This is a genomic window from Streptomyces sp. NRRL F-5727 (genome assembly GCF_000719555.1).
Lineage (GTDB): Bacteria > Actinomycetota > Actinomycetes > Streptomycetales > Streptomycetaceae > Streptomyces.
The window spans coordinates 14,320-35,746 of sequence record NZ_JOGX01000046.1; the positions used below are offsets into that span (position 1 = coordinate 14,320).

23 protein-coding genes are annotated in these 21,427 nt (G+C 74.2%); 13 read left to right on the plus strand and 10 right to left on the minus strand.

The window, feature by feature from the left end:
* Window position 1: 1 nt before the first annotated feature.
* Genes IF73_RS0126440 through IF73_RS0126455 form a run of 4 tightly spaced genes read left to right on the plus strand, consistent with a single transcriptional unit; the run spans window position 2 to window position 2,820 of the window.
* Window positions 2-412, plus strand: a complete 411-nt coding sequence (locus IF73_RS0126440; protein WP_031012348.1) for a roadblock/LC7 domain-containing protein — start codon at window positions 2-4, stop codon at window positions 410-412.
* Window positions 409-765, plus strand: coding sequence for a DUF742 domain-containing protein (locus tag IF73_RS0126445; protein WP_031012350.1), 357 nt, complete (start codon window positions 409-411; stop codon window positions 763-765). Before IF73_RS0126440 ends, IF73_RS0126445 begins: the two co-directional genes overlap by 4 nt.
* Window positions 746-1,366, plus strand: coding sequence for a GTP-binding protein (locus tag IF73_RS0126450; protein ID WP_031012352.1), 621 nt, complete (start codon window positions 746-748; stop codon window positions 1,364-1,366). The genes IF73_RS0126445 and IF73_RS0126450 overlap by 20 nt, the downstream gene beginning before the upstream one ends.
* The gene (locus IF73_RS0126455; RefSeq protein WP_051717321.1) at window positions 1,363-2,820 is read left to right on the plus strand and encodes a cytochrome P450; all 1,458 of its coding nucleotides are present in this window, start codon (window positions 1,363-1,365) and stop codon (window positions 2,818-2,820) included. Before IF73_RS0126450 ends, IF73_RS0126455 begins: the two co-directional genes overlap by 4 nt.
* A 5-nt stretch (window positions 2,821-2,825) precedes the next feature.
* On the opposite strand, the gene IF73_RS0126460 is transcribed toward IF73_RS0126455, so the two are convergent.
* From IF73_RS0126460 to IF73_RS0126470, 3 genes are all read right to left on the minus strand, one after another.
* A complete protein-coding gene (locus IF73_RS0126460; RefSeq protein ID WP_031012356.1) occupies window positions 2,826-3,965 on the minus strand; it encodes a terpene synthase family protein in 1,140 nt (379 codons plus the stop codon).
* A gap of 332 nt (window positions 3,966-4,297) precedes the next feature.
* Entirely contained in the window at window positions 4,298-4,945 is a 648-nt protein-coding gene (locus IF73_RS0126465) for an alpha-ketoglutarate-dependent dioxygenase AlkB (protein ID WP_031012358.1), read from the minus strand.
* 61 nt (window positions 4,946-5,006) lie between these two features.
* Window positions 5,007-5,939 (minus strand): LLM class F420-dependent oxidoreductase, encoded by a 933-nt coding sequence (locus tag IF73_RS0126470; protein WP_031012360.1) that lies wholly within the window; start codon window positions 5,937-5,939, stop codon window positions 5,007-5,009.
* 116 nt (window positions 5,940-6,055) lie between these two features.
* On the opposite strand from IF73_RS0126470, the gene IF73_RS0126475 reads away from it, so the two are divergent.
* Complete coding sequence (locus IF73_RS0126475) at window positions 6,056-6,568, plus strand: HD domain-containing protein (RefSeq protein ID WP_031012362.1); 513 nt, start codon at window positions 6,056-6,058, stop codon at window positions 6,566-6,568.
* A gap of 162 nt (window positions 6,569-6,730) precedes the next feature.
* Here IF73_RS0126475 and IF73_RS0126480 read toward each other — a convergent pair whose 3' ends face one another.
* The 4 genes from IF73_RS0126480 to IF73_RS0126495 form a co-directional block, all read right to left on the minus strand.
* Window positions 6,731-7,090, minus strand: coding sequence for an ArsR/SmtB family transcription factor (locus IF73_RS0126480; RefSeq protein ID WP_031012364.1), 360 nt, complete (start codon window positions 7,088-7,090; stop codon window positions 6,731-6,733).
* Between the two features lie 7 nt (window positions 7,091-7,097).
* Entirely contained in the window at window positions 7,098-7,460 is a 363-nt protein-coding gene (locus tag IF73_RS0126485) for a zinc ribbon domain-containing protein YjdM (RefSeq protein WP_031012366.1), read from the minus strand.
* Window positions 7,461-7,529: 69 nt separating this feature from the next.
* The gene (locus tag IF73_RS0126490) at window positions 7,530-9,389 is read right to left on the minus strand and encodes a CASTOR/POLLUX-related putative ion channel (protein WP_078868268.1); all 1,860 of its coding nucleotides are present in this window, start codon (window positions 9,387-9,389) and stop codon (window positions 7,530-7,532) included.
* Window positions 9,390-9,522: 133 nt separating this feature from the next.
* The gene (locus IF73_RS0126495) at window positions 9,523-10,302 is read right to left on the minus strand and encodes an SDR family NAD(P)-dependent oxidoreductase (RefSeq protein WP_031012370.1); all 780 of its coding nucleotides are present in this window, start codon (window positions 10,300-10,302) and stop codon (window positions 9,523-9,525) included.
* 237 nt (window positions 10,303-10,539) lie between these two features.
* Between IF73_RS0126495 and IF73_RS0126500 the strand changes: the two genes are divergently transcribed.
* The 5 genes from IF73_RS0126500 to IF73_RS0126520 all read left to right on the plus strand — a co-directional run bounded on the left by IF73_RS0126500 (window position 10,540) and on the right by IF73_RS0126520 (window position 14,429).
* Window positions 10,540-12,081 (plus strand): sensor histidine kinase, encoded by a 1,542-nt coding sequence (locus tag IF73_RS0126500; RefSeq protein ID WP_063833484.1) that lies wholly within the window; start codon window positions 10,540-10,542, stop codon window positions 12,079-12,081.
* Entirely contained in the window at window positions 12,078-12,479 is a 402-nt protein-coding gene (locus tag IF73_RS0126505) for a roadblock/LC7 domain-containing protein (RefSeq protein ID WP_031012374.1), read from the plus strand. Before IF73_RS0126500 ends, IF73_RS0126505 begins: the two co-directional genes overlap by 4 nt.
* On the plus strand, window positions 12,476-12,835 hold the full coding sequence (locus tag IF73_RS0126510; RefSeq protein WP_031012376.1) for a DUF742 domain-containing protein: 360 nt from the start codon (window positions 12,476-12,478) through the stop codon (window positions 12,833-12,835). Before IF73_RS0126505 ends, IF73_RS0126510 begins: the two co-directional genes overlap by 4 nt.
* Complete coding sequence (locus IF73_RS0126515) at window positions 12,816-13,412, plus strand: GTP-binding protein (protein ID WP_031012378.1); 597 nt, start codon at window positions 12,816-12,818, stop codon at window positions 13,410-13,412. Before IF73_RS0126510 ends, IF73_RS0126515 begins: the two co-directional genes overlap by 20 nt.
* Window positions 13,413-13,517: 105 nt before the next feature.
* A complete protein-coding gene (locus tag IF73_RS0126520; protein ID WP_031012381.1) occupies window positions 13,518-14,429 on the plus strand; it encodes an adenosine kinase in 912 nt (303 codons plus the stop codon).
* Here the strand turns inward: IF73_RS0126520 and IF73_RS0126525 are convergent.
* Entirely contained in the window at window positions 14,422-15,108 is a 687-nt protein-coding gene (locus IF73_RS0126525; protein WP_031012383.1) for an adenosylcobinamide amidohydrolase, read from the minus strand. The genes IF73_RS0126520 and IF73_RS0126525 overlap by 8 nt on opposite strands.
* Window positions 15,109-15,149: 41 nt before the next feature.
* A complete protein-coding gene (locus IF73_RS0126530; RefSeq protein ID WP_051717327.1) occupies window positions 15,150-16,433 on the minus strand; it encodes a threonine/serine exporter family protein in 1,284 nt (427 codons plus the stop codon).
* 189 nt (window positions 16,434-16,622) lie between these two features.
* On the opposite strand from IF73_RS0126530, the gene IF73_RS0126535 reads away from it, so the two are divergent.
* Both IF73_RS0126535 and IF73_RS0126540 read left to right on the plus strand, forming a co-directional pair.
* Window positions 16,623-18,089, plus strand: a complete 1,467-nt coding sequence (locus tag IF73_RS0126535) for an APC family permease (RefSeq protein WP_031012385.1) — start codon at window positions 16,623-16,625, stop codon at window positions 18,087-18,089.
* Window positions 18,086-18,526 (plus strand): hypothetical protein, encoded by a 441-nt coding sequence (locus IF73_RS0126540; protein ID WP_031012386.1) that lies wholly within the window; start codon window positions 18,086-18,088, stop codon window positions 18,524-18,526. Before IF73_RS0126535 ends, IF73_RS0126540 begins: the two co-directional genes overlap by 4 nt.
* A gap of 21 nt (window positions 18,527-18,547) precedes the next feature.
* On the opposite strand, the gene IF73_RS0126545 is transcribed toward IF73_RS0126540, so the two are convergent.
* Window positions 18,548-19,372: a polysaccharide deacetylase family protein gene (locus IF73_RS0126545; protein WP_037880516.1), complete on the minus strand. Its 825-nt coding sequence runs from the start codon at window positions 19,370-19,372 to the stop codon at window positions 18,548-18,550.
* Between the two features lie 221 nt (window positions 19,373-19,593).
* Here IF73_RS0126545 and IF73_RS0126550 point away from each other — a divergent pair, with 221 nt between their 5' ends.
* Window positions 19,594-21,396 (plus strand): ATP-binding SpoIIE family protein phosphatase, encoded by a 1,803-nt coding sequence (locus IF73_RS0126550; protein WP_037880519.1) that lies wholly within the window; start codon window positions 19,594-19,596, stop codon window positions 21,394-21,396.
* The last annotated feature ends 31 nt before the right edge of the window (window positions 21,397-21,427 follow it).

The window sequence follows — 21,427 nt, forward strand, 5'->3', positions numbered from 1 at the left end:
CATGCAGCCACTGCCCAACATCGACTGGATGCTCACCGAGCTCGTGGGCGGCGTTCCGCACGTACGGCACGTGGTCGTCCTCTCCTCGGACGGCCTGTGCATCGGCCAGGCCAACACCGCGTCCGACACCGCCGACGCGATCGCCGCCGCCTGTTCCGGCATCCAGAGCCTGGCCCGGGCCATCGCGCAGATGTTCCCGCACGGCAACGGCACGACCCACATGGTCGGGATCGAGGCCGACGGGGGCTACTTCTCCCTGATGGCGGCCGGCCCCGGCGCCTACCTCGCCGTCCTCGCCGACGAGGAGGTGGACGCGGGTCTGCTCGGCGCGCGCATGCGCGCGCTCGTGGTCAGGATCGGCCGGCACATGACCAGTCCGCCCCGTGAAGACGTCGTCCGGCAGGCGATGTGACCTCGGACAACCCCCATCCCTGGGACGAGGGCACCCCCGTACCGCTGTACGTCATCACCGGCGGCGAGGGCTCCTCGGCCAAGACCTTCGACCTCGTCACGCTCATCGCGACCAGGTCCGCACCGGAACCCTCGATGCAGCCCGAACAGGCGGCCATCCTCTCCATGTGCGAGTACCCGCTGTCGGTGGCCGAGGTGTCGGCCTACCTCAGCCTTCCGTTCAGCGTCGTCACCGTGCTGCTGTCCCAGCTCGTGGACGACGAACGCGTGGAGGCGATTGCACCCGTGCCCGTCGCGGCCTTCCCCGACCGCGGCCTATTGGAGGCGGTGATCCATGGACTACGGAGACTCTGACACGCTCAGGGCAGGACCGCGCGACACCGACCTGCTGCTGCCGCACGGCGCCAGGGGCGTCAAGGTCGTCGTCGTCGGCGGCTTCGGCGTCGGCAAGACGACGATGGTCGGAGCGGTCAGCGAGATCCCTCCGCTGACCACCGAGGAACAGATGACGCAGGCCGGCGTCGGGATCGACCACAATCCCGGCGCCTCCGGCAAGAGCACCACGACCGTCGCGATGGACTTCGGCCGGATCAGCATCAACGAGGAGCTGATCCTCTACCTGTTCGGGACCCCGGGGCAGGAGCGGTTCTGGTTCCTGTGGAACGGGATCTTCGAGGGCGCGCTCGGCGCCGTCGTCCTCGTCGACACCCGCAGGATCGAGGTCTGCTTCGAGGTCATCACGCGTCTGGAGGACCGCCGCGTCCCCTTCGTCGTGGCCGTCAACACCTTCCCCGAGGCCCCGCAGTACCCGCTACCAGAATTGCGCACGGCCCTGGCCCTCAGCGAGTCCGTCCCCCTCGTCACCTGTGACGCACGCGACCGGGCGTCCTGCCGGGACGCCCTGCTCTCGCTGATGGTCTACCTGTGCTCCATCGCCGCCCAGGAGACCGTATGACCCTCCCCGCCCACGAGCACGCCCCGCACGAGAGCGGGCTCGTCCCGCCACCCGGCTGCCCGGCCCACGCGGCCACCGGACCCGGCGGAGCGGCCCGTCTCTACGGCCCCGCCGCCGAGACGGACCCCATGGGCCTGTACGAGGAACTGCGCGCCGCCCACGGCCCGGTGGCGCCCGTCCTGCTCGACGGCGACGTCCGCGCCTGGCTGGTCCTCGGCTACAACGAGAACCGTGACGTGGCCACCCGCTCCACCCAGTTCTCCCGCGACCCGCGGGTCTGGCACGGCTGGAGCACCGGGGAGATCGACCCGGCCACCTCCCCGCTGATGCCGATGATCGGCTGGCGTCCCGACTGCGTCTGCGCGGACGGCGAGGAGCACCAGCGGCTGCGCAGCGCGGTCACCGCCTCGCTCGACCAGTTCGACCACCGGGGGATCCGGCGGCGCATCAACCGGTTCGCCCACGAGCTGATCGACACGTTCTGCGAGGACGGCGAGGCCGAGCTGGTCGACCGGTTCACCGAGCATCTGCCGATGCTCACCCTGATCCATCTGCTCGGCATGTCCGACGAGGCGGCGCCGAAGCTGGTCCAGGCGGCCCGGGACCTCTTCAAGGCCACCGAGACCTCGCTGGCGAGCAACGCGTTCGTGGTGGAGAGCCTGGAACAGCTCGTCCGGGACAAGCGCGACAAGCCGGGGCAGGACATCGCCTCCGCGCTGATGTCCCATCCGGCGGGCCTCACCGACGAGGAGGTGGTGCAGCACCTGCGGCTGATCCTGCTCGCCGGCTACGAGACCACCGCCAACCTGATGTCGAACGTGCTGCGGATGGTGGTGACCGATCCCCGGTTCCGCGGTTCGCTGGCCGGCGGGCAGATGACGCTGCCGGAGGCCGTCGAGCAGGTGCTGTGGGACGAGCCGCCGCTGATGGTCTGCCCGTCCCGGTACGCCAACGGGGACACCACGCTCGGCGGGCAGCGGATCATGGCGGGCGACATGCTGCTGCTCGGCCTGGCCGCGGGCAACATGGACCGGGCGGTCCGCCCGGACCCGGCGGCGCCCGTCCACCACAACCGCGCGCACCTGTCGTTCAGCGCGGGCAGTCACGAGTGTCCCGGTCAGGACGTCGGCCGCATCATCGCCGACACCGGCATCGACATCCTCCTCACCCGGCTGCCCGACATCGTGCTCGCGATCCCGGAGGAGGAGCTGAGCTGGCGCTCCTCCACCTGGGCGCGGCATCTGACGGCGCTGCCGGTCACCTTCGCCCCCCGCGCGCCGCGGACCCACCAGTTCGAGGCGCCGCTGCCGTCGGCCCCGCCGTCGCAGCTCCCCGGGATCCCCGCGCCGGCCCCGGCCCCGGTGGCGGTTCCGGAGGCGGTTCCGGCCGCCGTGCCCGGGCCGCGGTCGTCGTCGTGGTGGGACGGGCTGCTGCGGCTGCTGCGGCTGCGGTAGGCGGGTCATGGCTCGGCGTCGAGGCCGAGTCCCACGGCGGAGGGGGGTGTCGGCGTGTGCCGGCCGGCCCCCCTTCCGAACCAGTCGTCCGCGGTGGCGGGGGCCGGCAGGCGCTGTTCCGGGAAGGGCTGCTCGGTGGGGACGTACCGGGGGGCGCCGGTGTACCAGGCGTGCAGGCCGGAGAGGAAGCTGCACGCCCCGCCCAGCCAGGTGTCCAGCTCGGCCCGTTCGTCGTGGCTCAGCGCGGCGCGGCGGGCGAGCAGCGGGATGTCCTCCTCGCGGAGCTGTTCGAAGTCGCGCATGCGGGAGTTGACGAGGTGGACGGAGGCCGGCACCGCCTCGCGGAGGGGGATGCCGAGGGAGGTGCCGAGGACCACGACGAGGTTGTTCACGTCGTGTTCCTCGTGGACCTCCCGCTCGTAGGAGGCGATGTCGTTCGCCAGGCCCATGACGTCCATGAACGCGGCGGTGAGGCCGCGGACGGTCCGGCTGTGCCGGATCCGTTCGGGTATTCGGGCTCCGGTGGCGAGTTCGACGGAGTAGGGGGCGGTGTGGGCGGCGAAGCTCTCCCGCCGGAAGGGCGCGTAGTCGATGAGGTGGGGGACGCGGCCGGTGCGGCTGTTGGACAGCTCCTCCACGCCCGCGTCGATGTAGCGGGCCAGTGCCCGGCAGAACTCCTGGCGCCAGTGGTTCAGCCGGGGCGGGAAGAGGTGCCGCATGAGATCGGCGATGCCCCGCTCGACGGCGTTGACGGGCTCGGGCAGGCGGGCGCCCTCCTCGGGGCGCAGGAAGGCGTGGAGCCGGGCGGTGAAGTCGTGGGCGCCCTGGAGGTCGCTGGTCCGCTTGAAGGCGTGGGCGAAGTAGTCGTCCCAGGCGAGCGCCCAGATGTTGAACCGGTGGTTGAGCTGGAGGGCGGCGGGGCCGGCGTCGGGCAGCGTCCAGGCGGTGAGGAGGTCCACGGTCATCGCCCGGAACTGGGTCTGGGTCCAGATCGGACGGCGGTCGGACCGTCCGTCGCCGGCGTCCAGCATGCCCATCTCGCGGGCCCACGTCTCGCTCTCGGCCCGCAGGCCCGGCAGATGCGGGTTGACCCTGAGTGGGTGTGGCATCCACAACTCGGGGATTTCGACGGCATGCAGGGGCATGGTCGCTCCACCTCCTTCAGTCCTCGGAATCCGTTCGTATGTTGCCGCTGTCACGGGCGGCCGACAATTCCCGCCACGCGACGCTGCAAACCTGCCCGCCCGAACCGGCCCACAACCCCCGGATTCAACGACTCCGGATTCCGGTAACCCTGGCGTCTTGCTGGGCAGTTGTGTTCTCCTGAAGCGACGGAGCCCTCCGTGGAGGGCCGTTGGACGGCCTCCCGCGGGCGGGACGACCATGGCCTGTTCCGGCCGACAACGGCGGCCGCCGCCGGGCCCGTTCGGGCCGGGGCGTTCCCGGCCCTTCCATGATCCGGACGGTGCGGACCGGGTCAGCGTACGCCGCGCGGGCGGAACTGGACGCTGATCCGGGGACCGACGGCGCGGCTCGTCTTGGGCACGGCGTGGTCCCAGGTGCGCTGGCACGACCCGCCCATCACGACCAGGTCGCCGTGGCCGAGCGGAAGGCGGAGGGCGACCGGGCCGCCGCCGCGGGGGCGGAGCGCGAGGTCGCGGGGGTCGCCCAGGGAGAGGATGGCGACCAGGGTGTCGCGGGTCGAGGAGCGTCCGGTGCGGTCGCCGTGCCAGGCGACGCTGTCCCGGCCGTCGCGGTAGAGGCAGAGCCCCGCGGTGACGAACCCCTCCCCGAGCTCGTCCGCGTAGTGCGCGCCGAGGACCGCGCGGGCCTCGGCGAGGGCGGGGTGCGGCAGGGTCTCGCCCTCGCGGTAGGAGGCGAGGAGGCGGGGCACGGCGACGACGTCGTCGTACATCCGGCGCTCCTCGGCGCGCCACGGCACCCGTCCGACCAGCTCGCCGAAGAGCGCGTCCGCCCCCTGGAACCAGCCGGGCAGGTGGTCCACCCAGGCCCCGCCGGCCAGCGGGATCCGCCGCAGCCCGTCCAGGGGCCCCGGCCGGGGCTCGTCGCCCTGGTCGAAGAGGGACCCCTGGAAGCCGGGGAGGTCGGGTGGTGCGGCGGTCATGGTCTCAGCATACCCACACAACCGAACACGTGCTCGAATACGGCAGCGGGGGTGGCCCGGGTCATCCCGAGGTCCCGGAGAGCGCCCCGAGGAGCTTCCAGGTGCGGGCGCGGGCGTCCTCGCCGCCGAGGTCGGTGGCCGTGAGAACGACCTCGGTGGCGCCGGCCTCGAAGTAGCGGCGGACCTCGGCGGCGACGGTCTCCTCGTCGCCCAGCACCGCCAGGTCGGCGGCGCGGTCGGCGCCCGAGAGGTCGAGGACGCGGCGGTACGAGGGGATCCGCTCGTAGAGGGAGAGGGCGTCGGCGGCCCGCCGGCGCAGGCCGTCGGGGTCGGCCGTCACCACGCCGGGCACCAGGGCGACGATCCGGGGCGCGGGGCGGCCCGCCGCCTCCGCCGCCGAGGTCACGGCGGGGACGATGTGCTCGGCGAGGGCGCGCGGTCCGGCGAGGAACGGCAGGATGCCGTCCGCGAGCTCGCCGCTGACCCGCAGGGCCTGCGGACCCATCGCCGCCACCAGGACCGGCACCGGCGGCCGGGCGCCGGGCACGGCCCCCGGGTACGGGGTCGTCGCGGTGAGCAGCTCGCCGTGGAAGTCGGCCTCGCCGGTGTCCAGGAGCGGCCGCAGGGCGGTGAGGAACTCCCTGAGCAGGCCGATCGGCCGCTCGTACGCGAGGCCGAAGGCGGTCTCGGTGAGGTGCCGGGTGCCGAGGGCGAGCCCGAGGTGGTAGCGGCCGCCGGTGGCGGCCTGCGCCGTCTGGGCCTGGCTGGAGACGAGCAGCGGGTGGCGGCCGAAGACGGGGAGGGCGGCCGTCCCCACGTGCAGTCCGGGCACCTCGCGGCCGACGAGCGCGGCCAACATGGGCGAGTCGTACGCGAAGGACTGGCCGAACCACGCGGAGTGCAGTCCGGCGTCCCGGGCCTCGCGCGCGAGCCGTAAAGTCTCGTCGAGGGGGAGCTGCCGGCCGGTCGAGCTGAGTGTTACGCCAAGGGTCATGCAGTCGGCAACAGGCCGCACGTGTACGGGAATTCCCGGGTCCGGGCGGGCGCTGCGCGGCGACGCGCGCACGGCCCGGCCTCCCGCACGCGCGCGCGTGCCGGGATGATGGGGCCATGATGACCCTCTCCGAAGTGGACGCCCTGGCCGACCGCGCGCACGCCGGTCAGCTCGACAAGATCGGTGTCCCGTACGTGGAACACGTCCGGGCCGTCGCGGCGGGGCTCGCGCCGTTCGGGCCCGAGCTGACCATGGCCGGGCTCCTCCACGACGTCGTCGAGGACACGGCGTGGACGCCCGAGGGGCTGCGGGCCGCCGGGGTCCCCGACCGGGTCGTCCGGATCGTCGAGGCCGTCACCAACGAGCCGGACGGCTCGCCCACGACGTACGAGGAGAAGATCCGGCGGGTGGCGCGGGACCCCGACGCCACCCTGGTGAAGATCGCCGACAACGCGCACAACAGCCGCGCCGACCGCGCGGCGGGGCTGCCGCCGGAACAGCGGGAGCGGCTCGCCGCCAAGTACCGGGCGGCGCGGCGGGTGCTGTGGGCGGCGGCCGACCCCGCCCGGGTGGCGACCGTCCTCCGGATCGTCAACCCGGACCTGCTGCCCGAACTGACGGGGGCCTGAGCGGGGCCCGACCGGGTCTTGTGCCCGGGGGCTTCGCGGGGTCGGGCGCGGCAGCGGAGCAGCTCCGGCGGCGGGTGGGCGAGGAGGCCGGCCCAGAACTCCTCGCCGTACGGGCGCCCTTCCTCGGCGCCCTTCCTCGGCGGGCTTGGTGAGGCGGCTTCGTCAGGCGGCGGGGGGTGCCTCCGGTCCGGCCGTCGCCTGGAGGTCGGCGAGGAGCTCGGCCTGCCCGGCGAGGACGCCGGACAGGATGCCCCGGGCGACCGCGAGGAGCTCCGTCATGCGCGGGTCGGTCAGCGAGTAGTGGACGGCCGAGCCCTCGCGGCGGGCGACGACCAGGTTCGCGCGCCGCAGCACCGCGAGCTGCTGCGAGAGGTGGGCGGGCTCGACGGCGACCTCGGCGAGCAGCTCCGACACGGCGTGCTCGCGCAGGCTCAGCAGCTCCATGACGCGGATGCGTACGGGGTGGCCGAGCGTCTTGAAGAACTCGGCCTTCAGTTGGTAGAGCGGCGCGGTCCTGGTCATGGCGCGGTCAGACCTTCTTGACCACGCTCGACTTGAGCTGCATGGGTCCGAAGCCGTCGACCTTGCAGTCGATGTCGTGGCCGTCGACGCCGTCCACGAGCCGGATGTTGCGGACCTTGGTGCCGGCCTTGATGCCGGTGGGGCTGCCCTTGACCTTGAGGGTCTTGACGACGGTGACCGTGTCGCCGTCGGAGAGCACGTTGCCGACGGCGTCCTTGATCACCTTCGCGCCGCCGGTGTCGCCCTCGGCGGCCGCGGCCTCACCGGCGGCCGGCCACTCGTGGCCGCATTCGGGGCAGACCAGCAGGGCGCCCATCTCGTAGGTGTAGACGCCGGAGCATTCGGGGCAGGGAGGCAGGTTCTCGTTCACCCCTCGATCCTATGAGCGATGTGACCACTTGCGAAATTCGGCAACCCGGCGGGTCGGGGGCGGTCCGGGTCAGGCCGGGCCGACCACGATCAGCACATCCCCCTCGGTCCAGCGTCTGGTCTCGGTCTTCGGCGGGTTGAGACGGGGGCGGCGGGCGTCGCGGGGGCGGTAGCCGAGGGCGGCGGCGCCGTGGCGGGCGGCGGCGGTGACGAGGGCGGCGAAGGTGGCCTCGGTGCCGGGCGGGACGAAGTCGGTGGCGGGGCGGAGGCGGACGCCGTCGCCGGTGGGGGCGAAGAGGGTGTCGAAGGCGGCCGCGAGGTGCGGGTTCTGGGAGACCTGGGCCAGGAGGAGGGCGGCGAGCCGGCCGGTGACCACGAGGTCGGTGCGGGGCCCGGCGGGGGCCAGGGGGCGGTTGCGGGCGTCGGTGAGCTCGGCCACCGTGGCCAGGGACCGGCCCCGCTCCCGTTCCCGCGCCCGGAGGTGGAGGAGGGTGACGAGCGTGGGGGCGTCGGGGTGTCCGTCGTCGTCCGGACCGGCGAGGACGAGCACCTGGTCGTACGCCTCCGGTTCCGCCGGCCGCCCGGTGGTGTCGTCCCGCACCGCTGCCACGCCGGCCGCCGCGAGGCCCTCCGTCACGCGCTCGCCCCGGCGGTTCCAGCCCAGGACGAGCACCCGGCGCGCGGCGGCCGGCGACGGGGGCCGGGCGGGCCAGGCGGCCGCGGGGACGGCGGGCGCGGCGGGCAGGACGGTCGCCCGGTGGTCCTCGGCCAGGACCAGGAGGCCGTCGCCGGGGGCCAGCACGGTCCGCGCGGGCGGGTTGAGGTGCGGGGTGCCGTCCGCCCGTACGATCCCGACCGCGCAGGCGTCCGGGCAGGCGGCGGCCAGCTCGCCGTAGCGGCGGCCGGGCAGGCCGGGCGGCCGGAGGGTGTGGAGTTCGGCGCCCGCGAAGTCGAGCAGGTCCTCCAGGACGAGCGCGAGGCCGGGCTCCAGGACGCACTGGACGAGCAGCCGGGCCGCGAGGTCGTCGACGTCCAGGACGGTCGCGCCGGGCCCGGCGGCCAGCCGGGCGGCCGGGAGGTGGGCGCCGTCGCGGACCGCCGCCACGACCGGGACGGGGCAGCCCTCGCCCACCGTCGCCCGGAGCGCCAGGAGCGTCCTGACGACCTGGGCGTCGGCGCCGGGGCCGTCCGGCGGGAGGACGACCACCGCCCCGGCGGCGGCGGGGGTCACGCGGGCCAGCGCGGCCGGGTCGGCGGGACGGCCCCGGCGGCACACCAGCCGTACGCGCGTGCGGGACGGCAGCGCGTCGCGCGACTCCCGCTCCAGCTCCGCCTTGTCGCGGTCGGCGAGGACCACGACGGCGCCGTGCCCCCGCTGGGCGTGGGCGGCGAGGAGTTCCGCGACGACCGTGGGGGCCTGCTCGGACCAGCCGAGGACCAGGGTGTGGCCGCGTTCGACGACCGTGGTCTGGCCGCGTTCCAGTTCGGCGAGCCGGTCGGTGAGGGCGGTCGTGACGATCCCGACCAGGAAGGAGACGTACAGCAGGGAGACCAGGGCCAGGAAGACCGTGAGCGCGATCCGCAGCGGCGGCCCGACCTCGCCGCCGAGCCGGAGGGTCTGGCCGACCGTCCGCCAGACGGTGGCGGCCTTGCCCTGGAGGGTGTCCGGGGCCTTGCTGTCGGTCCACACCAGGAGGGCGCTGGCGGGGGCCACCAGGACCAGGCAGGCCACGGCCAGCCAGGCGACGAGGGCCGTCACCCCGCGCACCACGGTGCGGTCGACCCAGTACCGGGCCCTGGCCCGCGCCCCTGGCCATGCCGCCGGGCCGGGCCGGGGCGGTCCGGCCGCCCGGACGGCCGGTGCCGGACCGGGCCGGGTCCGGCGGGGCGCTCGCTGGGACGGGACCGTGGACTCGCGCTCCTTACGCACGGCAGCAGGGTGGCGGCGGTCCCGGCGCGAAACGCCGCCGACGCCCGGCGTTCATCCTTTCGGGCAGGCGCGCGGGAGGCACGCGTTCGATTCGTTCACCCGGCGCGCGCCGCGGTCGGAGGCACGGCGTGGGTCAACTGCGGAGGTAGGAGGCCCCGTTGAGGTCGAGGATGGTGCCGGAGGCCCATTCGGCGGCCGGGGAGGCGAGCCAGAGGACCGCCGCCGCGATCTCGTCGGCGTCCGCGACGCGGCCGAAGGGGCTCTGCGCACGGATCGCCTCGCCCTCGGGCCCCTCCAGGCGGGGCGCGACCCGTTCGGTGGCGAAGAAGCCGGGGGCGACCGAGGCTACGCCGATGCCGTGCGGGGCGAGGGAGACGGCGAGGGACTGGCCGAGCGCGTGGACGGCGGCCTTGGTGGCGCCGTAGGCGGGATGGTCCGGCTCGCCGCGGAAGGCGCCCCGGGAGCCGATGTTGACGATCCGTCCGCCCGTGCCCCGGTCGATCATCCGGCGGGCCACGAGGTGGCTGAGGTTGGCGGCGGCGAGCAGGTTCACGGCGACGTGCCGCTGCCAGAGCGCCGCCCACTCCTCGTACGGGGTCTCCGCGAGAGGGTGCGGGAGGTTCACGGCGGCGTTGTTCACGAGGACGTCGATGCCGCCGCCGGCGTCGCCGAGGGCCTCCGCCGCCTCGTCGACGACCCGGGCCGCACCGGCGGGGTCCGCGAGGTCGCCGGCGACCAGGACGTGTCCGGTGCCGTCGAGGGAGGCGAGGGTGGCCCGGGCCTCCTCGGCGCGCGTGCCGTAGTGGACGGCGACCCGGTCGCCGTTGGCCGCGAACGCGCGGGCGACCGCCCGGCCGAGCCCTCGCGAGGCGCCGCTGACGAGGACACGCCTTCCTGTGTCGGGCAGCTTCACCGCTGTGCCTTCCGGTCGGGGACGTACCGTACGGTCCGTCATTCTGCCCGCCGGAAGAGGGCGTTGGGCCCACGCGGGTCATCGCGCCGGGATGGCCGGAACCAGTGCCATCCTTTGGAAGGTTTTGTATCACTCCGGATATCGATCCGATCAGGGTGAGTTCCAGACCGATCAAGAACGCCTCTATAGTGCGGTCGTTCCGAACCTCCCTGTGCCTGCCTCACGAGAGTCCGGTAGATGTCGGCGTCGCCCACCCCGTTCCGCCCCGCCCTGATCGCCTCCGTGCTGACCGTCGCCGCGGGCGGTGCCCTCGTGGGCGCCGCGACGAGCGCCGCGCCGGCCGAAGTCCGCACCACACTCGCCTGGTTCGCGGTCTGCGGGGTACTCCTCCTGGCCGCGGCCGCCTTCGCCGTCACCTGGTACGCGCGCACCGCCCGCGGCCTCGCCAAGCGGGCCGAACGGCTCGCCGCCCAGGTCGCCTCCCAGGACACGTACGCCGCACAGCGCCAGGCCGCCTTCGAGCGCGAGGCCGCGGCCCTGAAGGAGCGCCACGAGGCCCAGGCCGCCGCCGAGGCCGCCGCGCACGCGGCCCGCGCCGACGAACTGGTCCGCACCCACCGCGCCGAGGCCGAGCGGATCGCCGCCGGCCACGCGGCCGCCGTCGCCGGACTGGAACAGCGGCTGCGCCGCGCCGAGTCCGCCCGCTCCGCCGCCCTCGCCGCCGCCGCCAACGCGGCCGGCCGGATGCAGGCCCTGGCGACGAGCATGATGGCCGACCTGCGCGAGATGGAACACCGGCACGCCGACGAGGACGTCCTCGCCGACCTCCTCCACCTCGACCACCGCACCGCCCAGGCGGGCCGGCTCGCCGACTCCGTCGCCGTCCTCACCGGCGCCCGCTCCGGCCGCCGCTGGGGCCGGCCCATCGTCATGGAGTCGATCCTGCGCGGCGCCATGGGCCGTATCTCCGGCTACCAGCGGGTCCGGCTGCACTCCGCCTGCGAGGCGGCCGTCGCCGGCCACGCCGCCGAGGGCGTCATGCACGCGCTGGCCGAACTCCTCGACAACGCCGCCAACTTCTCCCCGCCCAGCGCCGAGGTCCACGTCTACGTGGAGGAGGTCCCGGCGGGCGTCGTCATCACCGTCGAGGACAGCGGGCTGACCATGAGCGACGTCCAGCTGCGGCGCGCCGAGGCCGCCGTCGACGCGGCCACCCAGGACCTGGCCGGCCTCTCCGGCACCCGCCTCGGCCTCCACGTGGTCGGCCGGCTGGCCCGCAAGCACAACCTGTCCGTCTCCTTCCGGCCCTCCGCGCGCGGCGGCACCGGCGTCGTCATGATGATCCCCCAGGAGCTCGTCACCCGCGGCACCGAGGCGACCGCCGCGCCTGCCCCCGCGCGGGCCGCCGCCCCGCGCACCCCGCTCGCCCCGGCCGCCGCGCCCCGCCCCGTACCGGCGGCCGAGCCGGAGACCACCCACGAGACCGCGGCCGAGCCCACGGCGGAGGGCACGGCGGCCGGGATCCCGCTGCCGCGCCGGCGGCGCGGCCGGACCCTCGCCGCGCACCAGGAGGCCGGCGGCCGGGCACCCGCCGACCCGGCCCGCAAGGCCACGCCCCGCACCGGCGAAGCGGCCCGCGCCCGCTTCGGCGGCTTCCAGAGCGCCCTGCGCGGCACCGAGGGCAAGCCCGCCGAACCCCCCGCCACCCCCTCCTCCCCCGGGGCGGAACCGACCACGCCGTCCTCGAACGACCCCCATTCGGAAGGCAATCCGCGATGACCGGCACGACCACCGACGACAAGCTCAGCTGGCTCCTGGAGGGCCTGCTGGAACGGACCCCGGGCACCCGGCACGCGCTGGTGCTCTCCCGGGACGGCCTCAAGCTCTGCCGCACCTCCGGGCTCTCCGTCGACCAGGCCGACCAGCTCGCCGCCATCGCGGCGGGCATCCAGAGCCTGTCGCACGGGGCCTCGGTGGAGTTCGGCGACGGCACCGGCGGGGTCCGCTCCGCGATGGCCGAGTTCTACGGCGGCATCCTCTTCATCGTCGAGGCCGGGGAGGGCGCCCACCTCGCGCTCGTCGCCGACGAGGACGCCGACGCCGGGCTCGTCGGGCACAACATGACGGAGCTGGTCGAGCAGCTGGGTGAGCACCTCGTCGCGAGGCCGCGGGGATGAGCCGCCTCAGGCCGGGTCGCGACGACTCCCCCGACCGCCTCTACACGCTGACCGGCGGCCGCAGCCGCACCGGGTCCACCGCCTTCGACGTGGTGACCCTGGTGGTGGCCGAGAGCGATCCGGTGCCCGGCATGCAGTCCGAGCACGCCGCCATCCTGCGCATGTGCCGCTTCCCCACCGCCGTGGTGGAGGTCGCCGCCGGGCTCGGGCTGCCGGTGTCGATCACCAGGATCCTCCTGGCCGACCTGCACGACACCGGCCGGATCAGCGCGCGGCACCCGCGCCCCACCACCTCGTACCGCCTTCCCGATCACGACATCCTGGAGCAGGTGCTCGTTGGACTCCGCAATCTCTGAGCAGCGCCAGACCCTGAGCAGCACCGCCGACAACGGGCTGAAGATCGTCGTCGTCGGCGGTTTCGGGGTCGGCAAGACCACCCTGGTCCGCTCGGTCAGCGAGATCCGTCCGCTGAACACTGAGGAGACGATGTCGCAGGCCGGCGAGGGCATCGACGACACCGGGGGCGTGGCCGCCAAGACCGCCACCACCGTCGCCTTCGACTTCGGCCGGATCTCGCTCGACGCGCACAACGTGCTCTACCTGTTCGGCGCGCCCGGCCAGGAGCGGTTCTGGTTCCTGTGGGACCGGCTGTTCTCCGGGACGCTGGGCGCGGTCGTCCTCGTCGACACCCGCCGGATCGCGGACTCCTGGTACGCGGTCGACCGGCTGGAGCACCACGGCACCCCGTTCGTCGTCGCCTGCAACGACTTCGGCGGGACCGCGCACCCCGCCGCCGAGGTCCGCGACGCCCTGGACCTCCCCGACGAGGTCCCGCTGGTCTTCTGCGACGCCCGGTCCCGGGAGTCCAGCAAGCAGGTCCTCATCACGCTCGTCGAGCACCTGCGGGACGTCGTGGCCGCCGCCGCCCGCTGACCGCAAGTTCTTGCTGAAAGCCGTCGCAAGATCTTGCCGGTGTCCGAGCGGGCCTGGTTGACTCCTCACACGTTCCACGACGGTGTGCCCGTGTGAGGAGAACCGATGAGCAGCGACTACGACGTCCTCGTCCTGGGAGGGTCCGGCGTCGACACGATCGTGTACGTCCCCGAGCTCCCGCTGCCGTACGCCGACAGCTACATGATCCGCCCCGGCATCGAGGCCCGCGCGGGCCAGACCGGGGACTTCGTCGCGCTGGGGACCACCGCGCTGGGGCTGCGCACCCACCACGTCGACCTGATCGGCGACGACGCCTTCGGCGATCTGGTGCGCGCCCTCCACCGCGACCGCGGCATCGACTTCACCGAGGTCCCGCAGGCCGGCGGCACCAAGCGGGCCGTCAACCTCGTGGGGCCGGACGGCCGTCGGCTCTCGCTCTACGACGACAGCCGCTCCCAGGAGTCGGACCGGCTCCCCGAGGACCTGGTGCGCAAGCTCGCGGCCGTCTCCCGGCACGCGCACGTCTCGATCACGTACCCCTGCGCCTTCGCGCTGCCGCAGCTCCACGAGGCGGGCCTCACCGTCTCGACGGACCTGCACAACTGGGACGGCGAGAACCCGTACCACGAGCCGTTCGCGTACGGCTCCGACATCGTCTTCGTGTCGGCCACGGCCCTGCCGGACCCGGTGGCGACCCTGCGCCGGGTGCTGGAGCGCGGCCGGGCGGAGGTGGCCGTCGCCACCGCCGGCGCGGAGGGCTCGTACCTGCTCACCCGCGACCGCAGGGACCCGCTGCACGTCCCGGCGGTCGCGCCGCGCGGGGCGGTCGTGGACTCCAACGGCGCGGGCGACGCCTACGCGGCCGGTTTCCTCTTCGGGCGGCTGACCGGCGAGCCGCCGGAGCGCTGCGCCCTGTACGGCGCGGTGGCCGGCGCCTTCGCCTGTACGGTGCCCGCCACCGGCAGCGACGCCATCGGCCGGGAGGCGCTGCTCGCCGAGGTCGCCGCGCTCAGCTGACGCCGGGCGCGGACAGCGCGCCGCCGACCGCCGCGTGGACGGCCCTCGCCAGGCGGGCGCCCCAGAGCGAGCGGGGTCCGGCGAAGGGTTCGGCGGGGCCGCCGGGCGCGGGGCGGAGGGCGAGGACGCAGACCGCGTCGGTCGGGGTGCCCGAGCAGTCGTGGCCCGCTTCGAGGAGCGCCTGCGTCTTGGCCTCGGTGGCGGTCGCCACGGCGTTGACGAGCGCGGCGTCGGTGAGCGGCGCGGGCACGGTGACGACGATGTTGATGGTGCCGGGGGCCTGGGGTCCGGGCACGGCCGGGCCGGGTGCCGCCGCCCAGCCCCGGACCTCGATCCCGGCGGTGGCCACCGCGTCGACGCCGCCGTCGCGGGCGGCTCCGCGTGCGGCGACCCGGGCGGCGGTCATCAGCCCCACGCCGGGGCCGTGGAGGCCGGCCCGCCGGGCGAGCCCGGCGAGGTGCGCCTCGGGGTCGGTGCGGGTGTAGCCGTGCGCGACCTGGACGTTCATCACCCAGGACCGCTCGCCGATCCCGCCGCCGAGCACCGCGCTGCTGACGGCCCGCCAGCCGGGCCCGTGGCGCCAGACCAGCGCCCCGAGCAGCTGACCGTCCTCGTCCCGCTCCCACAGCTCCGGAGCGTCCGGAAGGACCGGCAGGCCCGGTTCCACCACGGCGGTCACCGCTACGCGCTCCTCGCTCTCGGCCGTACGTCCCGGCGATCCTACAAACCGGTCGGCGGCGGAGGGGCGGCCGGGCTCCGTTCCGGTACGAGGGTGGCACCGAGGACCAGGCCCACCGCGATGGCGGTGACGACGAGGACGAGTTCCAGCAGGTCCGTGAAGCCGTCCACGACGTGCCCGCCGGCCAGCGTGGTCAGTCCGCGCATGCCGAGCGAGCCGACGGTGAGCGTGAAGAAGCCGGGCAGGACGAGCAGGAGCCGGGGTGGGCGCTCCGGGCCCCGGGACAGCAGCGTCGCCGCCGCCGCGAGCACCACCGCGGCGACGAAGGTGCCGCCGGTCTCCCCGATCAGCACGGTGGCCGCGGACAGCACGCCGACCGTCAGGTAGACGAGTGCCAGCAGGGGCCAGAGGAAGTGGCGGGGGATCGCGAAGGCGAGCACGGTTCCGGCGGTGAAGACCGTCCACGAGGCGAAGAGCACCCAGCGCGGCAGGTCGGCCTCGGCCGCCGTGTCGAACAGCGCCTCGGTGGAGGTCCCGGTGACGTACACCCCGATCAGCACGCCGACGCTCAGCTGGACCAGCAGGAAGCCCGCGTACACCAGCCGGATCGCGCCCGTCGAGATCAGCCCGGCGCCGAGTTCGGCGGCGGCGGCGCTCAGGTAGTCGCCGGGCACGAAGAAGAAGAGGGCGGGCAGCATCAGCAGCACCGGCCCGCCGTGCGCCGGATCGCCGGCGAACAGCCCGAGCGTGACGACCGAAACGGCCACTGAGGCGACCAGCGGCAGCACCCGGGCCAGCCGCGGGACCCGGTCGGACGCCACCACGAGGACGGCGGCGAGCGTCGCCAGGACGGCCGTGGTGCCCACCTCGTACCAGGTGGGCTGCATCAGCGGGGCGAAGCCCAGCGAGAAGAGCACGATCCCGAGCAGCTTCAGCCACCACGGGTACGGGGCCGGTGCCGCCTCGATCCGGTCCAGCCGGGCGCTCGCCTCCGCCGCTCCGGCCCGCCCGGCGCACACGTCGGCCACCAGCGGCTTCAGCGCCGCGATCCGGTCCAGCCGGGCCACCTCGGGAGCGGCTCGCACGATCACGGTCCGCGCCGGCGCGCCCGGCACCGCGACGGTCAGGGTGACGGCGTCCATGACGAGAAGCACGGACACGTCGGCGCCGAGCGCCCGACCGACCGCCGGGACCTCGCGCGCGATCAGCTCGGCGCCCTCGCCGGAGGTGCGCAGCAGCAGTCCGGTGAGCCGGGCCAGGAAGCCGGTGACCGGCTCGGTGCCGTCCGCCGCCGGCTCCTCCGGTGCGCCCTCGGGTCGCGCCACGGCCGCCTCCTCGGATACAGGGTGACGAGCGATCAGCATCCCCCACCCGGCGGCACCCGGCATCCGGCGCCTGCGCCGCGGCCCCCCGCCCCGCGGCCCCTTCACCCGAACGGCCGTCCCGGCCTGCGGCGCCGTCCCCCGTCGCACAGCGTGGTCCGCATCACGTCGATTCCCCCTGGAGGAGGGCCCATGGCATCGATGGACGTCCCGGCCGATCTGCCGAAACCGCGCGCGGAGGCGCGGCCGGTCGCCCCGCCCACGATCACGTGGGTGACGCTGGCCCTGATGACCACCGCGTCGGTGGCGAGCCTGCGCGCCGCGCCGACGATGGCCGTCTACGGCCTGGCCTGCGTCTTCCTCTACCTGGTGCCGGCCATCGTGTTCCTGCTGCCGACGGCCCTGGTCTCCGCCGAGCTGGCCTCCGGCTGGTCGGGCGGTGTCTACCGCTGGGTGGCCGAGGGGCTGTCGAAGCCGCTCGGCTTCCTCGCGGTGTGGTGCCAGTTCGCGATGACGATCTTCTACTATCCGAGCCTGCTGGCCTTCGTGGCCTCGACGATCGCCTTCGTGATCGATCCCTCGCTCGCCTCGAACGGCGTCTACACGGCGATCGTCATCATGGTCCTGTACTGGACCGGCGTCTGGGTCTCCTCGCGCGGCACCAAGGCCCTCGCCGGACTCTCCTCCTGGGGCCTGATCATCGGCACGCTGGTGCCCGGCACCATCCTCGTCGTGCTCGGCATGGTCTTCCTCGGGCAGGGCAACCCGTCGGCGGCGCCGATGGACGCCGACCACCTGCTGCCGCAGTGGACCGGCCTCGCGAGCCTCGTCCTGATCGTGAACAACTTCCTGTCGTACTCGGGGATGGAGATGAACGCGGTGCACGTCTCCTCGCTGAAGAACCCGGCGAAGGAGTACCCCAAGTCGATGTTCCTGGCCATGGGCCTGGTGCTGCTGATCTTCATCCTGCCGGCGCTGGCGATCAGCTGGGTCGTCCCGGCGGACCAGCTCAGCCTCACGGCCGGCGTCATGCAGGCGTTCGACGCGTTCTTCTCGTACTTCCACGTGGGGTGGATGACCCCGATCGCGGCCGTCATGCTGATCTCCGCCTCCCTCGGCGGCATGCTGACCTGGCTGGCCGGCCCGTCCAAGGGCCTCCTGGAGATCTCCCGCAGCGAGGGCTACCTGCCGCCGTTCCTGCAGAAGCTCAACAAGTACGGCATCCAGCAGAACATCCTCGTCACCCAGGGCATCGTCACCTCGGTCATCGCCCTCGGCTACGCGCTGATCCCGAACGTCTCCAGCGTGTACTGGATCTTCTCGACCATCACCACGCAGGTCTACCTCATCGTGTACCTGCTGATGTTCGTCGCCGCGATGCGCCTGCGGAAGCTCCAGCCGGACCACCCGCGCGGCTACCGGGCGCCCGCCCTCGGCCTCATCTGCTCGGTCGGACTGCTCGCCTCGCTCGCCGCCCTGTTCATCGGCTTCGTCCCGCCCTCGCAGTTCGGCAGCGGCAGCGTCCTGTCGTACGTCGTCATCGTCGGCGGCGGCCTGGTGATCCTCGGACTGCTCATCCCCTGGGCGTTCCTGAAACTGCGCAAGCCCAGCTGGCGCACGGCCGAGGCCGCCGCCACGGACGAGGGAGACGCCGCATGAGCCCGACCCGCTTCGCCTCGGAGCACAAGGTGATCTACTGGGGCGCGATCGTGATCCTGGTCGGCCTGCTGATCGCCGGTCTCGTCCGGTACAGCAGCTTCAAGCGGACCGAGGAGACCAGCCAGAAGGCCCAGCAGCTCAGCGAGGAGCTGGTGAAGGCGGGCTACCCCGCCCCCGACCAGGAGACCGTCGAGCGGCTGCTCGGCACCGACGGCGGCCCGGTCTGCGAGAACCCCGGCGAAGCCCTCAAGAAGGCGCTGTACCGGCTCCAGCAGCTCACCACCGGAGCCCCCGGCCCGGGCAACCGTCCGGTCATCGCCGACTCCAAGGCCGTCGACGTCGAGCGGATCGTCCTCCAGGTCTACTGCCCCGACGAGGTGGACGAGTTCGACGAGGCCGTCGACGACCTCAAGACCGACGACACCGTCAAGCGCTGACGGAGCGCGCGGCCCCGGCGCTCAGGGGGTGTCGGGGGCCGTGCGGACCGGGAAGCTGAAGGTGCGGCCCTGCTCCTTCAGCCACGGCAGCACCTCCCGCAGCGCCGTCACGCTCTGCGAGCGGTCGCCGCCGCCGTCGTGGAAGAGGATGGTCGGACCGTTGGACAGCTCGTTCTTGACGGTCGCCACGATGGCGGCGGCGCCGGGCCGTTCGAAGTCCTTGGTGTCCACGTTCCACCCCAGCGGCCGCATCCCGGCGGCCGCGGCTATCTTCCGGCTGTCCGGGGTGAACGCCCCGCCCGGGGCGCGGTAGTACTGCACCTCCACCCCGCCGGCGGCCTCCTCGATCAGCTTCCGCGCGTCGAGGATCTGCTGCTTCTGGTACGCGACGGGCTTGCGGTCCATCGTCGTGTCGTGGGTCATGGTGTGGTCGCAGAGCCGGTGTCCCTCGGCCACCACGCGCTTGACCAGGTCGGGGTGCTGCTTCGCCTGCGGGCCGATCATGCAGAACACGGCCTTGACGTCGTTCTCCTTCAGGATGTCGAGCATCTTCGGCGTCCACCGCGGGTCGGGACCGTCGTCGATGGTGATGTTGACGGCCCGTCCGCCCGCCTCGGCCGCGTGGGCGATCCCCTCCGGCACCCGGACCGCGGGCTTCGCCGGCCGGGCGGGCTCCGCGTTCCGCTGGGCCGGCACCCCCGGCCGGGCCGCGGCCCCTCCGCCCGGGGCGGCGGCGCTCTCGCCGTCCCCGCCCACCAGCGCCGTCGCGCCCCACGCGGCCAGGCTGATGCCGACCGCCGATGCCAACACGGCCACGTGCGCGGTGTACTTGCCCATCCGGCGCATGCGCCCTCCGATCCTCGCGTTCCCGATGCGGCCCCGCGTCCTCCGACGCGCTCCCGGGGGAGAGGACGAAACATGCCCCGAACAGGTTTCACTCATTCGGCGGATGTGACAGAGGTACCGTTCGGTTGCGATTCCGCTGCCGTTCGGATGGTGCGCCGGACGGGCTTCCGGTGCAGACTGTGCATCACACCTGGTCGAGATCCCCCCTGGAGGCCGGAAGAGTGAGCGGCGGCAGCGGCGGACGACGCCTGACCGGCAGGGTCTCGCCCGTGCGCACCTCGACCGTGTTCCGGTCCGCGGAGCTCCGCGCCCGGCGCCGGCGCGCGGACGGCGCGATTCCGCTCGACGCCCCCGGCGCCGAGGAACGGCTCGCCTGGCTCAACGCCGCGACCACCCGCATCGGCACCACCCTGGACCTGGAGAGCACCGCCCGGGAGCTGGCCGAGTTCACCGTCCCGGGCTTCGCCGACGGCGCCGCCGTCGACATCCTGGAGAGCGTCCTGCACGGCGAGGAGGGCTCCCGCTGGACCGGCACGGGAGTCCCCCCGATGCGGGCGGTGGCGCTCTCCGCCGTCGACACCATGAGCACCCTGGAGGCCGTCCCGGTCGGCGAGACCTATGTGCGCGACCAGAAGCGGCACGAGACCCTGCTCCACCGGTACTGCCTGCGGCGCGGCGAGCCCGTCATGGTCGCCCGGATGCGCGAGGAGGACTTCGCCCGCGTCGCCCCCACCGCGAGCGGCGCGGCGAAGATGCGCGCGCTGGGCGTGCACAGCTATCTCGCGGTGCCGCTGATCGCCCGCGGGCTGCTGCTCGGCAGCGCCGACTTCGTCCGCGGCGCGGGCAGCCCGCCCTTCTCCCCCACCGACCTGGTCCTCGCCGAGCAGCTGGCCTCGCGCGCCGCCGTCTTCATCGACAACGCCCGGCTGTACGGCCGGGAGCGCGAGCACGTCGTGTCGCTCCAGCGCACGCTGCTGCCCCGGGCCACCCCGGTCACCCCGGGCCTGCGGGTGCGCGGCGAGTACGCGCCCTCGGCGGCCCGTCACACGGTCGGCGGAGACTGGTACGACGTGATGTCGCTGCCCGGCGGCCGTACGGCGCTGATGGCGGGCGACGTGATGGGCCAGGGGCTGCCCGCCGCCGCCACCATGGGGCGGCTCCGGGCCGTCGCCCGCACCCTGATGACCCTGGACATGGCGCCCGAGCGGGTCCTGGCCCGGCTCGACCTCGCCACCCGCGACCTGGAGGACGACCAGGTCGCCACCTTCCTCTGCGCGGTCTACGACCCTGCGGACTCCTCCGTCACGCTGGCCGGTGCGGGCCATCTGCCGCCGCTGCTGCTCGACGGGCGCGGCGGGGCCGGGTTCGTCGGGCTGCCGGCCGGGGCGCCGCTGGGCGCCGGGGTGATCCCGTACGACCCGGTCACGGTCACCGTGCCGGACGGCGGCGCGCTCGTGCTGTTCACCGACGGGCTGGTGAAGGCGCGCGGCGCCGACCTGGAGGAGCAGCTGGACCGGCTGCGGACGGCGGCGCTCGCGCTGCCGCCGGCCGCGCTGGAGGACGGCGGGCTGATCGCGGCGGCGCCGGCGGGGCCCGGCCGGTTCGACGAGGCGGTGCTGCTGACCGCGCGGGCGGTACCGCTCGGCACGGAGACCGGGCTGCGGGTGTGGCCGCTCTCCGGCGACGGCAGGGCCGCCTCCGAGGCCCGCCGCCTCGTCACCCGCCAGCTCGCGGAATGGGGCCTGGACGACCTCGCCGACGTGTGCGAGCTGGTCGTCTCGGAGCTGGTCGGCAACGCCCTGCGGTACGGGAACGGGCCGGGCGAGCTGCGGCTGCTGCGCGGCGAGCGGCTGGTCGTCGAGGTGTCGGACACCGGCCCCGACCTGCCGCAGATCCAGCACGCCGACCTCAGCGACGAGGGCGGCCGCGGTCTCCAGCTGGTCAACATGCTGTGCCGCCGCTGGGGCTCCTGCCGCACCCCCGGCGGCAAGGTCGTCTGGGCCGAGCAGAACCTTCCCTCCTGAGCCGTGCGCCGGGGCCGCCCGGTCCGCCCGC

What these genes read in the sequence shown, in the direction of transcription:
- IF73_RS0126440 (WP_031012348.1), top strand. Translation starts at nt 2, where the DNA reads ATGCAGCCACTGCCCAACATCGACTGGATGCTCACCGAGCTCGTGGGC.
- IF73_RS0126450 (WP_031012352.1), top strand. Translation starts at nt 746, where the DNA reads ATGGACTACGGAGACTCTGACACGCTCAGGGCAGGACCGCGCGACACC.
- IF73_RS0126455 (WP_051717321.1), top strand. Translation starts at nt 1,363, where the DNA reads ATGACCCTCCCCGCCCACGAGCACGCCCCGCACGAGAGCGGGCTCGTC.
- IF73_RS0126460 (WP_031012356.1), bottom strand. Translation starts at nt 3,965, where the DNA reads ATGCCCCTGCATGCCGTCGAAATCCCCGAGTTGTGGATGCCACACCCA.
- IF73_RS0126465 (WP_031012358.1), bottom strand. Translation starts at nt 4,945, where the DNA reads ATGACCGCCGCACCACCCGACCTCCCCGGCTTCCAGGGGTCCCTCTTC.
- IF73_RS0126470 (WP_031012360.1), bottom strand. Translation starts at nt 5,939, where the DNA reads ATGACCCTTGGCGTAACACTCAGCTCGACCGGCCGGCAGCTCCCCCTC.
- IF73_RS0126475 (WP_031012362.1), top strand. Translation starts at nt 6,056, where the DNA reads ATGATGACCCTCTCCGAAGTGGACGCCCTGGCCGACCGCGCGCACGCC.
- IF73_RS0126480 (WP_031012364.1), bottom strand. Translation starts at nt 7,090, where the DNA reads ATGACCAGGACCGCGCCGCTCTACCAACTGAAGGCCGAGTTCTTCAAG.
- IF73_RS0126500 (WP_063833484.1), top strand. Translation starts at nt 10,540, where the DNA reads ATGTCGGCGTCGCCCACCCCGTTCCGCCCCGCCCTGATCGCCTCCGTG.
- IF73_RS0126505 (WP_031012374.1), top strand. Translation starts at nt 12,078, where the DNA reads ATGACCGGCACGACCACCGACGACAAGCTCAGCTGGCTCCTGGAGGGC.
- IF73_RS0126510 (WP_031012376.1), top strand. Translation starts at nt 12,476, where the DNA reads ATGAGCCGCCTCAGGCCGGGTCGCGACGACTCCCCCGACCGCCTCTAC.
- IF73_RS0126520 (WP_031012381.1), top strand. Translation starts at nt 13,518, where the DNA reads ATGAGCAGCGACTACGACGTCCTCGTCCTGGGAGGGTCCGGCGTCGAC.
- IF73_RS0126535 (WP_031012385.1), top strand. Translation starts at nt 16,623, where the DNA reads ATGGCATCGATGGACGTCCCGGCCGATCTGCCGAAACCGCGCGCGGAG.
- IF73_RS0126540 (WP_031012386.1), top strand. Translation starts at nt 18,086, where the DNA reads ATGAGCCCGACCCGCTTCGCCTCGGAGCACAAGGTGATCTACTGGGGC.
- IF73_RS0126545 (WP_037880516.1), bottom strand. Translation starts at nt 19,372, where the DNA reads ATGCGCCGGATGGGCAAGTACACCGCGCACGTGGCCGTGTTGGCATCG.